This window comes from Paenisporosarcina sp. OV554 (assembly GCF_003058165.1).
Lineage (GTDB): Bacteria > Bacillota > Bacilli > Bacillales_A > Planococcaceae > Paenisporosarcina.
In genome coordinates, this window is sequence record NZ_QBUC01000039.1 from 1 (window position 1) to 13,273 (window position 13,273).

13 protein-coding genes are annotated in these 13,273 nt (G+C 36.8%); 9 read left to right on the plus strand and 4 right to left on the minus strand.

Annotation, left to right across the window (positions count from 1 at the left end; all coding sequences use genetic code 11):
- Positions 1-321: 321 nt before the first annotated feature.
- Positions 322-759, plus strand: coding sequence for a VOC family protein (locus tag C8K15_RS18965; RefSeq protein WP_108587978.1), 438 nt, complete (start codon positions 322-324; stop codon positions 757-759).
- Positions 760-1,728: 969 nt separating this feature from the next.
- Here C8K15_RS18965 and C8K15_RS21250 read toward each other — a convergent pair.
- Complete coding sequence (locus tag C8K15_RS21250) at positions 1,729-2,115, minus strand: excalibur calcium-binding domain-containing protein (protein WP_255421158.1); 387 nt, start codon at positions 2,113-2,115, stop codon at positions 1,729-1,731.
- Positions 2,116-2,141: 26 nt separating this feature from the next.
- Positions 2,142-2,342 carry a thermonuclease family protein gene (locus tag C8K15_RS21010; protein WP_255421159.1) on the minus strand — a complete coding sequence of 67 codons (201 nt, stop codon included), beginning with the start codon at positions 2,340-2,342 and terminating at the stop codon, positions 2,142-2,144.
- A 568-nt stretch (positions 2,343-2,910) separates the two neighbouring features.
- On the opposite strand from C8K15_RS21010, the gene C8K15_RS18980 reads away from it, so the two are divergent.
- The 6 genes from C8K15_RS18980 (at position 2,911) to C8K15_RS19000 (ending at position 8,050) form a co-directional block, all read left to right on the plus strand.
- Positions 2,911-3,711 (plus strand): COG4705 family protein, encoded by an 801-nt coding sequence (locus tag C8K15_RS18980; protein WP_108587979.1) that lies wholly within the window; start codon positions 2,911-2,913, stop codon positions 3,709-3,711.
- Positions 3,712-3,909: 198 nt separating this feature from the next.
- Positions 3,910-4,815 carry a PepSY domain-containing protein gene (locus C8K15_RS18985; RefSeq protein WP_108587980.1) on the plus strand — a complete coding sequence of 302 codons (906 nt, stop codon included), beginning with the start codon at positions 3,910-3,912 and terminating at the stop codon, positions 4,813-4,815.
- A gap of 128 nt (positions 4,816-4,943) precedes the next feature.
- Entirely contained in the window at positions 4,944-5,084 is a 141-nt protein-coding gene (locus C8K15_RS20455) for a hypothetical protein (protein ID WP_158268360.1), read from the plus strand.
- A gap of 127 nt (positions 5,085-5,211) precedes the next feature.
- On the plus strand, positions 5,212-5,883 hold the full coding sequence (locus tag C8K15_RS18990; protein WP_108587981.1) for a response regulator transcription factor: 672 nt from the start codon (positions 5,212-5,214) through the stop codon (positions 5,881-5,883).
- A gap of 59 nt (positions 5,884-5,942) precedes the next feature.
- The gene (locus C8K15_RS18995; RefSeq protein WP_233260572.1) at positions 5,943-7,274 is read left to right on the plus strand and encodes a sensor histidine kinase; all 1,332 of its coding nucleotides are present in this window, start codon (positions 5,943-5,945) and stop codon (positions 7,272-7,274) included.
- A gap of 107 nt (positions 7,275-7,381) precedes the next feature.
- Positions 7,382-8,050: a phosphatase PAP2 family protein gene (locus tag C8K15_RS19000; protein ID WP_108587983.1), complete on the plus strand. Its 669-nt coding sequence runs from the start codon at positions 7,382-7,384 to the stop codon at positions 8,048-8,050.
- Positions 8,051-8,203: 153 nt separating this feature from the next.
- Here the strand turns inward: C8K15_RS19000 and C8K15_RS19005 are convergent, their stop codons facing one another.
- Positions 8,204-8,608 carry a GGDEF domain-containing protein gene (locus C8K15_RS19005; RefSeq protein WP_369973794.1) on the minus strand — a complete coding sequence of 135 codons (405 nt, stop codon included), beginning with the start codon at positions 8,606-8,608 and terminating at the stop codon, positions 8,204-8,206.
- Between the two features lie 1,068 nt (positions 8,609-9,676).
- Positions 9,677-10,402, minus strand: a complete 726-nt coding sequence (locus C8K15_RS19015) for a polysaccharide deacetylase family protein (RefSeq protein WP_108587986.1) — start codon at positions 10,400-10,402, stop codon at positions 9,677-9,679.
- 394 nt (positions 10,403-10,796) lie between these two features.
- Here C8K15_RS19015 and C8K15_RS19020 point away from each other — a divergent pair, with 394 nt between their 5' ends.
- Together C8K15_RS19020 and C8K15_RS19025 are read left to right on the plus strand one after the other, a co-directional pair.
- Positions 10,797-11,786 (plus strand): M23 family metallopeptidase, encoded by a 990-nt coding sequence (locus C8K15_RS19020; protein WP_233260573.1) that lies wholly within the window; start codon positions 10,797-10,799, stop codon positions 11,784-11,786.
- Positions 11,787-12,685: 899 nt separating this feature from the next.
- A complete protein-coding gene (locus C8K15_RS19025; RefSeq protein WP_108587987.1) occupies positions 12,686-13,120 on the plus strand; it encodes a DUF4304 domain-containing protein in 435 nt (144 codons plus the stop codon).
- The last annotated feature ends 153 nt before the right edge of the window (positions 13,121-13,273 follow it).

Consider the following 13,273-nt stretch of genomic DNA (forward strand, 5'->3'; position numbering starts at 1 on the left):
ATAGTGGAGAAAAAAGCTAATGATTTCCATTAGTTTTAGCGAAGCGTACGCTCTATTTGGTAATAAAAACAAGAAATTCAAGACTCTGTTTATAAGCTATGTGAAAAAATATTTACTCTACATCATGACATGGTGAGAACCGTTGATACATCAATGTTTATAGAGGGAGGTTAGTTGAACAGCGTTGTTTAACTTGTGTTCAACAATCGGGCCAGTTTATTGAACAAGGATATTTTCTGTTTTTAGCGAATTAGAATTACAAACAAACTTATCAAGAATACAGGATATTGCAAAATAACAGGAACATAGGAGGTATGAGATTTGAAGATCCATAGAATAGATCATGTGGGTGTAATCGTAAATGATCTCTCTGCCGCTAAAGATTTTTTTCTCGATTTTGGTCTTGAGTTGCAAGGGGAATGGGAAATGGAAGGAGAGTTGATAAATCAGGTATTTGGGCTTAATGACGTTAAAGTAGCATGTGTAGGATTGGGGACGCCAGACGGTCAGGTATGGATAGAGCTAATCAAATTTTATAATCCGTCAGATGAAAGAGAAATTCAGCAACCTTTTGCAAATACCCTGGGTATCCGGCATATTGCATTTGCTGTTGAAGATATTGAAGCTGTTGTTGCCAAGTTGAAAAAGAAAGGTACGAAAATCTTTAGTGAGATACTACACTATGAAGAAAGTTATAAGTTATGCTACTGCAGTGGGCCAGAGGGAATTATTTTAGAGTTGGCGGAGCAAATCAAATAAATTATGGGTAATTAATAGTTATCGGGCCAATAATTGATAAATTTTGACAGACCGCCAGTGAAATATGTAATCAAGTCGATAAAGTTGTTCCGCAAGCGGGCGCGATTGTTATGTAAGCGTTTCTGTTCTTATTCAACTAACGGGTGCTTAGTTGAAGATCGTCATGAATATATAGTCAAAAAAAGAGCCACAACCTATTTTAATAGGCCGGCTCTTTTTCTTGTATTGGAACACTCCTAATGTATCGTTTTAACGCAAATAACCCATCATTCTTGTAACGCCCAAAACCCTTGATATATAAAGGTTTTAGGCGTTTTTTGTTTAGGTGTTAAGGTTAAGATAAGAAGGATTAACGCTCTTTTTGTTGAAATTATTGCACTCCCATGAAAATTAAAATCTCAGACAGTCCAAAAAAGACAATACTAAAGTAGACGCAGCTCATTTGATTTTTTAAAAAGTGCAGCGCCTAAACTTGGATCGGATTATTTGTTGGATTAGGATGCATTTGGTTGAGTTATCATCACGTTGTAGCCCAAGCTTCCAAGTCTTCGAACAGAATACCGTACAATTCTCAGCTAAGATTTGTTCGGCCATTCGAGTGGTAATACCGGGAATGGAATCCAACCGCTCAATGTCTTCTTGATGAGAGGATAGTCTAGTAGCGACTTCATGATTTAACAACTCAACCTGCTCAATAAGAAAGTCAATGTGAGTGAGAATGGTTTTTAACATGACGCTGAAGTGGATTAATATATCCTTGAAGTGCTAGTCCGAAGAGCTCCATTTTGTTTTTACGTACTGTGGTCTACTACAAGGAGGCACTTTTCGCTATTTAATAAGGGAAGTGCGAATTGAAAGAGGGAGAGATCCAACTTGGGTGAAAAGACCTTCAAGTTGGATGAATCGCATTCCACGTTAGACAGACGAAAAGATTCCATGGAGCTGCCTGTTTTCTTTTCTATATTCTAATTATCTTTCACATGCAAAGTTGTCTTTGTCTCGGTCCATTTTGGGCTGGTAGGCAGGGGGGGTGCTCTCAACACCATTTGGATACTTGGTGCGCAGATGTGTGCAGTTATCGAACCATTCTGTCGTCCCTGACGCTGTAGCTGGAGCACTAGGTGTTGAAACTGCTGACGAACTTCCAGATGAAGCTTCCGAACTACCACCATCATTAGAGTGGCTTCCTGAAGAAGTGGATGGCTTACTCACAAATCCTGAATCTGTAGCATAGTCTTCAATTGCCCAAAAGCCTAATTTCTTCGACTTAGCGACTTGCTGTACTTCTTCGTAAGGTGTTAAGTGTGTGTTTGGTGGATACACATAGGCAACGCGTGCTAGCCCATCACGTATCAACACTTCTTTAAACTTTTACCATTTAACTAAACGTAAATTAACAGACGTCCGTATTTATCACGCTTTTTACCAACATCAAATTCAAGTGTTAAATTCCCACTATTCACAAGAGCGCGATTGCGTTCCTTTGCCTCAGTTCCGAAAGGTTGTTTTCCGAGACGCGGATGATTCGTTTCGGGTGTATCTATTAATAAATATCGAACCGGTTCATTGACACCTTTATACATCACGCGAATCGTATCGCCATCAGTGGTTGAAACCCAACGCGGAAAACGTTAACAATATTCTTAAAAAATCCAACATATATTAAATTCCTCAACTAACTTCACAATTTTCATCTCCATTAAGTATACTTTTCAATGCGTTCACCTATTTATTGTCGAATTATTTACTTTTTAATTAGTTATCTTTGTTCCAAAATTACTACTTCATAGTAGGTTTTGTATTCTCATTCTTTGTGATTTGAAAAAAATAACAATCTAAGTAATCTAACGTCATTTAATTATTTCCTTTAGTTATATTGAACTGAAAATGAGAGTTTTCTCATTTAACATTCATCCATTTCTTAAAAAGTGAACGCTGTTTTTTCATATCCGACTGTCAAAATAAGAACTGTAAGGTCGTTTCTCACTATATTTTAGGAGGAATGCTAATCATTCCAGCATTAACTTTTATATTAAAAGTAGGAACTGTCATCGGTGTTTTTCACACTATTCACTATTATTAATAAGCATTAGAAGGTTATCTTTTCATATCAGTTTATTATGGGAATAAAGAAAAAAGGAGGATTCATAAATGGATAATTATGAAAATGATTTGGTGAAATCCAAATGTCAGAAAATGTTGAGTAAGGTTCCAGAAGTCACGATTTACTTCTGGATCATAAAGATAATGGCAACCACGGTGGGCGAGACAGGGGCAGACTTCCTAAGCTTTAACCTGAAATGGGGTATGGCCAACACAAGCTATCTTATGAGTGGCCTCTTGCTCATCGCATTGTTCTTCCAATTCAGGACGAAGAAGTACCTGCCATGGATTTACTGGCTCACGGTCTTGCTAATTAGCGTTGTCGGCACGCTGATCACCGACAACCTCGTCGACAATCTTGGAGTTAGTCTTGTGACGACTACTATCATCTTCAGCTTAGCAATGCTTGCCACATTTTTAGTTTGGTACACGAGTGAGAAGACGCTTTCTATCCATTCCATTTATACAACCAAGCGAGAATCGTTCTACTGGTTGGCTATCCTGTTTACTTTCGCGTTAGGTACTGCAGCAGGTGATCTGGTAGCAGAGGGTCTTAATTTGGGTTACTGGATTTCAGCACTGATGTTTGCTGCACTGATCGGGGTAGTGACCATTGCCTACTATCGCTTCAAGCTTAATGCAGTGTTGGCATTCTGGATTGCTTACATCTTGACTCGACCTCTCGGCGCCTCTTTAGGGGATTATTTGTCGCAGTCTCACCAAGAGGGGGGCCTTGGACTGGGTACTGTGTGGACCAGTGCAATTTTCATCATAACGATTTTGAGCTTAGTCATCTATCTGACCGTAACGAGAAGAGACGATCCAGATAAAGTCTTAACTGAGGAGTAGAACGTGCTGAAGTTAAGAATATGAATGAAACGTAACATCTTTGTTAATCTTAGATAATTCAGCAGGGAAAGAAAAATGAGAATTATCTCACTTAACATTCACTAATTTCTTAAAAAAAGTCAGCTGTCTTTTCATACACGTCTGTCACAATAAGGATTGTAAGATCGTTTCACACTACATTTTAGGAGGAATTCGGTTATGAGAAAGAAATTGATCATTCCAGCATTGGCTTTCACTTTAGTGGGAGGAGCAGTCGTAGGTACAAGCCATATGATGCCTGCGTTTGCCAAAGACAATACAACTAACACCAATCAAGAAGAACATCAAGATAAAGAGAACAGTGCACAATTGCAAAAAATCGCAAAAATTTCTAGTAAAGAAGCAGAAGCCATTGCCTTAAAAGAAGTTCCCGGAACAGTGAAAGAGTCTGAACTGGAAGAAGAAGATGGTGTCCTTGTTTATGGATTTGAAGTGCAAACAACTTCAGGTGATGTAAAAGACGTCAAAGTAAATGCAAAAAATGGTGACATTTTCAAAGTTGAAAATGATGACAACGATGAAGGCGATGATGAAGGAGACGGTGAAGAAAATGATGACAACATCCAAGATCTTCAAAAAAGAGCTTCATTATCAAGTAAAGAAGCAGAAGCCATTGCTTTAAAAGAAGTTCCAGGTAAAGTAAAAGATTCTGAACTAGAAGACGAAGATGGCGTCGTTGTGTATGGTTTTGAAGTTCAGACAACTTCAGGAGTGAAAGATGTCAAAGTAAATGCTGAAAATGGTGACATTTTCAAAGTTGAAAATGAAAATAACGATGAAGGCGATGATGAAGAAGACGGAGAAGAAAATGATGACAACATCCAAGATCTTCAACAGAGTGCTTCATTATCAAGTAAAGAAGCAGAAGCCATTGCTTTAAAAGAAGTTCCAGGTACAGTAAAGGATTCTGAACTAGAAGACGAAGATGGCGTCGTTGTGTATGACGTTGAAGTTAAAAAGTCTGCAGGGATTATCAAGGGTGTCAAAGTAGATGCGTCTTCAGGCAAAATCATTAAAGTTGCTGACGAAGAAGAAGATAATGATGATGAAGTCGAGAATGACTAACATCAAAAATAAATCGATAAATAGTTCAAAGGAATAGATGAGTTTATTTCATCTATTCCTTTTTTCTTGCCAATTGTTATTAGTGATTTTATTTTATTCAGGTACGATTTAGAAATAAGAGGGGCGTTGTGATTAAACAAAAGGATTTACAAATGAGCACGAAACCGGTTAGTTGCGATGAACCACTTAAATTAGCATATAAAAAAGATGATTATTATGGTCTTTTAGGAATAAATGGGCAGATGAGACCACGACCATTTGCAAGTTAATTGGTTATTTAAGCCTTCAAATGGCGAAGTTAAGTGTTAAGTGAAAATAGATTGATATCGAACAAAATTGTAAGGCTTACTGTTGTTCGATTACATAGACATAACCTGATTTCTTGGAGGGTTCATATTGAAGAAAATATTGTTAATTGAAGACGAAGAAAGTATCTCTGAATTTTTAGAGTTAGAACTCAAACATGAAGGTTTTGATGTCAAAGTTGTCGATGATGGGAGAGAAGGCCTAGACGCAGCGATGAATCAAGAGTTTGATTTAATTTTACTCGACCTAATGCTTCCACATTTAAATGGAATTGAAATATGCCGTAGGTTAAGAGTGGTAAAAGATACACCGGTCATTATGTTAACTGCCAGAGATAGCGTTATGGACCGAGTCATGGGTTTAGATGTGGGTGCAGATGATTACGTTTCAAAGCCTTTTTCTATTGAAGAACTCTTGGCCAGAATGCGTGTGATTTTTCGGAGACAGGAGAAGCATGAAGAAAGCATCGCCAAACATTTAAAGTTCAAGGAGATTGAAGTCGACACCATCTCTCGAACTGTAAAGAATAGAAGCAAAGAGGTTACATTGACAAAAAGGGAGTATGAACTTCTCTTGATGTTTATGCAAAATGTCAATCGAGTTTTAACACGTGAAATTATTTTAGAAAAAATTTGGGGATATGAGACATTTATTGAAACGAATGTGGTTGATGTATATGTTAGGTACTTACGTAACAAAATTAGTATCGAAGATGAAAACTACATCCAATCCGTTCGCGGGGTAGGGTATGTGATGAAATAATGAAGTTCAAGACGAAGTTAAAACTCAAATGGAAACTTGTTTTATGGTCGACTCTCTTAATGATGGGTTTATTTCTATCTTATAATTTATTGCAGTACTTCGTGATGAATAGTTGGATGGTTCGATACGAAGAGCAATCGATTGAGAGAAAGATGGATGCTACTCAAGAGTATTTCTCGGAGCAAGATAATCAAAACTTATCGATAAGTACGATTAAAGAGAGTGAATCTTTTTTAGAATCTATCAATGAAAAATCAGAAACGATACGAATATATGATCGATATGGAAGAAGCGTTGTTGCAGTAAGTCAAGAGGAGGAATTAATCGTAACCGAAAAAACTGTTCAAAATGAACAGATTGAATTACAAAAGATTGGTGATGATAGGCTCCTCGTTTTCAGAAAACCTCTAGTAGGAACGAATTTTGTTGGGACAATCGAAATCGTGAAAAATCTAGAAATTTTTGATGGTTTGTTAGAACAATTTGGAATGATGATGTTTTTAACAGGCATTGGCGCCATTTTTTTAAGTTTATTAGGTGCGTTATTCCTGTCAAAACAATTTTTAAAACCCATTCAGGATATTTCATATACCTTAACGAGGATAAAGAAATATGGATTGGAAGAGAGGGTAATGGTTCATCAAAATCAAGATGAAATTGCCCAACTTGCAGTTCATTTTAATGAGCTAATGGACCAATTAGAAGAGTCTTTCAATCAACAGAGACAATTTGTGGAGGATGCTTCTCACGAACTGAGAACACCACTATCTGTATTACAGGGAAACCTTATGATGTTGGATCGGTGGGGGAAGAATAATACTGAAGTTCTCAATAAATCATTAACTTCCTCATTACGAGAAGTTAAAAGAATGAATAAGTTAGTCAAAGAATTGTTAGACCTTTCAAGGCTTGATTCTGAAACAACGAATGATTCAAACATTACACAAATTGAGCCGAAACTTGTGATTGAAAAAGTAATAAATGATTTTAGACTGACTCATCCTGATGTTGATTTTAATCTATTCTTAGCAGATAAAGCACCGATTGCGATGACAGAAAGCCATTTAGAACAAGTCGTTACCATATTAATCGATAATGCGATTAAATACTCTGACTTCAAAAGTAAGCTTGTAATTCACTATCAGTCAAAAGATCTCGAAACTGAGATAACTGTGCAAGATTTTGGAATAGGAATACCTAAAGAAGAAATCCCATTTGTCACGAACCGATTTTATCGCGTTGAAAAATCACGAAATCGTAAAAAAGGTGGATACGGGATTGGACTTTCCATTGCTCAAAAAATCATGGATACATACATGGGAAGTATGAGAATTGAAAGTGAGGTAGGAAAAGGAACATCGGTTACACTTACTTTTCCCAATCCAAAATGATTCAAATTGTAATGATTTTATTCCCGGTAAATACCAAAAAAACTCTTCCATATTGAAGAGTGTAGTAGGACATTTTTATTATTTTTTCGAAATGGTGTGATTCATGCATGGATAAAAAAATTAAACTTTCGATCTTTTTAATCATCGGCTTATTTTCCTTTCTCGGTTTTGGGGTAATGGCTATTTTGGTTCATGGTCAAAAAGTGATTAAATTTGATGATAATGTCATCAACTCAATTCAAGGATTAGAGACCCCTTTTTTGACGATAATCATGAGGTTTTTCACTTTCCTTGGGTCTATTACAGCCATCATAGTGTTGGCGGTTGTAATCATGTTAATTTTCTATTTTGTGTTTAAACTCAGATCAGAATTACTTTTATTTTTAGGCGTGGTTGTAGGCGCGAATATCCTTTTTATCACGTTAAAACTTATTTTTCATAGAGCACGTCCAGACCTGCATCGACTCATTGAAATTACGGGGTATAGTTTTCCTAGTGGACATTCCACGAATGCAATAGCTATCTATGGTATCCTCTCATTTATTCTGTGGCGACATATTCCGACCAAATGGGGACGAACTATTGTAGTAATTTTAAGCGTTCTGATGATTTTAGCAATTGGTATTAGTCGAGTTTATTTAGGCGTTCATTATCCGAGTGATGTGATTGGTGGATATTTTGTTGGAGGTTTTTGGTTAATAATTAGCATTTGGCTATATCAGTTTTACAAAGAAAGGCTATATGAACGAAAACATAATCTCAAAGTTGAAAAATAAGCAATGTCTTTTATCTATATCGTACAGTTTTTCATAGGACTTCACTTTTCGAAAACTCGGATGCTGCCTTTCTTACAACGCTTAACCTGAAAATCCCCAACCAAAAAGACCTTCTCAAAGTGTCCCGAGAAGGTCTTTTGCATTTTTAAATAATTAGTTGATATGTATCGTATTTTGTCCATTTCTCTTTGTATCATAAATTGCTTTATCGGCGTATTTCATTAAATCATGAATGGATGCACCACAAGTAGGATAGAAGATGGACATCCCGATACTGATGGTAAGGAAGGGGCCAATGGATGAATGAGAGTGCGGGATTTTGAGTGATTCAATGTTCTTCCGAAGCGTTTCTGCTACTTGGAACGTGCTTTTTTTATCACAATCACGTTGAATCACTGAAAACTCTTCTCCTCCGTATCTGGCAACAAAATAACCAGATTCCTCTAATTCTAGTTGCAATGGATGTGCAACTTGTTGTAAGCAATAGTCACCTTGTTGATGTCCATATGCATCGTTGTATAATTTGAAATAATCGATGTCTATCATCAGTAATGAAATGGATTTTCACCCTGTGCAAAATATTTTGCAAAATCTGCGCTGCGTATCTTGTTTACAGGTCATTCGGTTCCTGTAAATGGCTCGAGAACATAAACGCCCGTATTAGCTATCGATATGCCAAAATGCTTTTGAAGAACGTCTTCGACAGCTTTTATAAGGTTGAGGTGGTTCAATATTATAATGTAGATAAAGATGAATATGTTGGAGCGAGCGAAACGGACTTTTTGTTAAATTTCATAAAGGTATCGGCCAGTGAACCGATAGCTGAAAGTGTATTTTGGTTAACATATTAAGTTAATAAGAGGGGGGCTGTACCCCTTTTTGTTGAACTAACGGGTGCTTTACTATGTTGCAGATTAATGGTATTGTATCCGATTATATAAAGGGGAAAAATTATAAAGGAGTTCAAGTTTATTATCCTTCTATTAAACCAGAACCAGTAATTAAAATAACTATTTCCGAGAACAATGAACTATCCAGCGAAGATTTGAAAACTGACTTAGAAAATTTATTAGCTTCCAAGTATTTTAAGCTCTTAGTAAAAGATATTTCGTATAAAATACAAGTAATCAAATCTTAAACTAAAGGATGAATTGCTAACAGTCCTTTCTTGTACTAACGGGTGCTTAAGTTAAAGATCATCGAGCTGCTTAAGCAGCTCTTTTTTTATAACACTAACGGGGCAGGTTTGTTGAATAATCAATTAGTAATATAGGTTTTGATTTTTTGAGGAGTTAGGAGAGGAATAGATTGAAAAAGTTTCGTGGAAAAGTCCAAAAATAAGGGGATTAAATTGTAGGACTTATTGAACTAACGGATGCTTTAGTTTAATAACCAGGTGCCTTTAAAGGGTAGCTTTTCTTATGGAGTAATGAAGTCGACTACTTCCCCATCGAGGTGTTATGTCAACCTACTTTGTATGGAGCATACACCGGGGGAAGTGTCATTTAGCAAGATTTGAACAAACTATCCATGAAAAAAACCCATAAAGGAATTTCGTAACAAAATCCCTTTATGAGTTTATTTATTTTAATCAAATGTACGGAAAACCTTCTGCTTCAACCACTTTTATTTGTTATTTTTATACTCAATAAGTTCAGAAATAGTTACAAATTTGTACCCTTGTTTTTGAAGTTCTGGCAAAATCTCCTCAAGTGCTTTCACCGTCTGTTTACGATTACCACCACCATCATGGAAAAGAATGACGTCGCCCTGTTTTGTAACATTCAATACTTTATTGACGATTTTTTTAACACCGGGGTTTTTCCAATCCTCTGTATCTTGGTGCCAAGACCACATTACAACTTTGTATCCTTTGTCCACAGCCAACTTTATCATTTCATCTGTATATTGCCCGCCAACAGGTCGAAACAACTTTGGGTAAGAACCCGTTATACTGTATATTGTTTCATTGGTCTGTTTTAATTCTTTCTCTAATTTTGTGATTGTTGTTTTTAAAGGATGTGTATATGTGTGATTTGCTATTTCATGCCCTTCATCGTGTACTCTTAATACAAGTTCCGGATATTTTTCTGCATTTTCTCCAATAATAAAGAAAGTAGCTTTAGCATCGTAATTAGCTAATAAATCTAAAACTTCAGCAGTATATTTTCGGTGGGGACCGTCGTCAAATGTAAGAGCTACTATTTTTTCTTCCGTTTTTATTTCCCACACCACTTCCCCAGTTTGTTCGTAATGGCGACGTCCCTTATCAGCAAATACATTAAATCCAGCATGGAAAATGGAACTTACAAGAATAATTGTAGATAACACTAAAACATACTTTCCCTTCAATTCTTCACTTCCCTAATCCAATTTATCAAGTATCACATCCATTATATTTTTTACTTTAAGCAATAAATTATACCTTTATAGCGCTCACTAAATTCGACCTGCTTTAGGGCAATTTTGGTCGAACTATGTTTATCAAATCGCCAATTTCCTTTTACTTAGCAAGCATTAGAACTCAGAGTGATTATTATAATTGTCCTCACGCTCTTTTCTGGGATGCTGATGAAAAAAGTGAATTGCGAGTTGGAATCTGTGCATTATTCAGCCAAGGCTTTCTTTAGTTAGCTCTCTTTTTCCCTCCTGCAGGTGGCAATTTTTTTATTTCAACTAAATGATTCATGAAAATAAATGAAATGGAGAAACTATGTAATGTGTTGCTAAAAGGAGGGTTTTATTTTTGTTCCAGAGTCTTCGATACCCGATTTTTCTGGTGTTGAGTTTTTTCGCTTTGGCATCGGTTGCTACAGCTGAAAGCGAACAATCCAAAGAACAGCTTTTGATCCAGCGTATGGGCTATTACCAACAGTATTCAAATCCTTCTGTGCCGTGGTACTTTTTGGCGGCAGTGGACAAGTACGAGCGAAATATCCAGCAGGTCCGTAACGATCTAAAAAAAAGGGAAGGTCCAATTGCCCTTCAGTTTTCAGATGCATTTTGGGTGGGTGACTTGAACCCGGTCAAGAACGATAGGCTGTCCTCTGCCATCTCATTTTTCGGTGGGAATGGAATGGACGGAAGTGGGGACGGCAAGGCAGACCTAGAGAATAATGACGACTTGATGCTCACGCTGTCCAATTACTTGATTAAATACGGACATTCCGAAAATGATTTCAAGAAGGCACTTAAAGATTATTACGTTCGCGATGAAGCTGTTAGGCAGATTATGATAATTGCACAGATCTACCAACATTTTGAAACGCTAGACCTGGATCAACATGCCTTTCCCCTTCCTGTCGGAAACGATTACAGCTACCGTAGTACATGGGGTTCCAGCCGCGGCTGGGGCGGACGCCGAATGCATGAAGGTACGGATTTGTATGCTTCCTATGGTGTCCCGGTCCGATCTACAACATATGGCGTGATTGAGGTAATGGGCTGGAATGACTTCGGCGGTTGGCGTATCGGAATCCGTGATATCCATAATACGTACCATTACTTCGCCCATTTGTCGCATTTCAATAAAGGCGTCAAGGAAGGCCATATTGTGGAGCCTGGTATGATCATCGGCTATGTTGGAAGTTCCGGGTATGGGAAGAAAGGGACTTCAGGCAAGTTCCCACCGCATCTTCACTATGGAATGTATAAATTCAATGGCCGGATTGAATGGGCATATGATCCGTTCCCTTCTTTGAAACATTGGGAAATCGAGGACAGGAAAGCCATGTAAACAAAGGTACCCACAGTCTCATGAATGTGGGTACTAGCGCTTGTCTCGCAGCCGCTGTTCCTGTGCCACCCGCAGAGACGTTCAGTTGCTTTCATTTTCGGATGAGAATTAGTTCCTTTCGCCTTCACTTACAGGAAAGAGTGATAATTTTTTTAAAAACACTTGAGGGGGACTTTTGTTGAAGAAATTACTGTGCTGTGATTAACAGGTTCTGTTTAGGTGCACAAAACATTAAAACACAACCGAAAAGGAATTATAAACCGCAATCATTTTTACGGTGGAAATGCTTAGACATATACAAAAATAAAGAGTCCGATTCATAAAAGAATCAGGACTCTTTTTAGTAATTGCTTACTTGGACCTCAAAACAGATCCGGTTACTCTGTGACGCTCTTTTTTCTTACGATTAGTCAACTGATTTTATAAGATGAAACGCATCTGCTCATACATTTTTTATTTGGACCAACAAATGCTTGTTCATCTTTACCCTTATTCTACTAACGGGTGCTTTAGTTGAATAAGCAACCCAAAGAGAAATCATCTTTCTAAAAAAAAGCTGAGCCCAATTCATATGCGAATTTGGGCTCAGTTGTATTTTTATTTAAATTTCGAACTAGATAACTGAACAGGTCACTATTTTAATAGGCCGGCTCTTTTTCTTGTATTGGAATACTCCTCATGTAAAGCTTTAACGCAAATAACCCACCATTCTTGAAACGCCTAAAACCCTTGATGTATAAAGGTTTTGGGCGTTTTTGTTTAGGTGTTATGGTTATAGAAAGAAGGAATAACGCTTTTTTTGTTGAACTTATTCAACTAACGGGGCAGGTTAGTTTAAGAAGGAATAGACGATTTAAGTGGAGAATAATGGTCCTTATAGAACAAAGAGGAGAATACCAATGGATAATGTGGAATTTAAAGAAATTGTAGATGAAATAGTTATTTCTAACGGGATGAGTAAAAGAAGAAGTTGTTATTATTTAGAAGGTAATGAAATAATTATTGTACTTGGTTTACAAAAATCAAGTTACACATCTAGTTATTACTTTAATCTGGGATATATAATTAAAGACTTAAATGATAAGAAATACCCTAATTATACTGATGGAAATGTTCGTTTGAGATTTGACTTTGAACTAAATGGCAAAAACACAGACATTGTTGATATTAAAGAAATGTTAATAGATCAACTAACTAATGAACTAGGGAGAAATATCATGTTTTATGTTTCTAACATAACAAACATTGAGGCTTTAAAAAACCTAATTAAAGAACAACCTATTCTCTTATTTCAGACCACACTTAACACAAAACAATACCTTCAAATTGAATAACTCTTCTTGGACTAACGGATGCTTTAGTTAAAGAACATTGGGTTGCTTAAGCAGCCCTACTAACGGGGCAGCATTCCTGTTTGAAGGATGTTCGAGGTCTTGAAAGAAAAAGAGCCCTCTAGTATGATGCATGAGTGTCAACGACCATTGACC

Coding starts and splice junctions, on each gene's coding strand:
- C8K15_RS18995 (WP_233260572.1), top strand. CDS start 5,943: ATGATGGGTTTATTTCTATCTTATAATTTATTGCAGTACTTCGTGATG.
- C8K15_RS19000 (WP_108587983.1), top strand. CDS start 7,382: ATGGATAAAAAAATTAAACTTTCGATCTTTTTAATCATCGGCTTATTT.
- C8K15_RS21010 (WP_255421159.1), bottom strand. CDS start 2,342: ATGTATAAAGGTGTCAATGAACCGGTTCGATATTTATTAATAGATACA.
- C8K15_RS18985 (WP_108587980.1), top strand. CDS start 3,910: ATGAGAAAGAAATTGATCATTCCAGCATTGGCTTTCACTTTAGTGGGA.
- C8K15_RS19025 (WP_108587987.1), top strand. CDS start 12,686: ATGGATAATGTGGAATTTAAAGAAATTGTAGATGAAATAGTTATTTCT.
- C8K15_RS18980 (WP_108587979.1), top strand. CDS start 2,911: ATGGATAATTATGAAAATGATTTGGTGAAATCCAAATGTCAGAAAATG.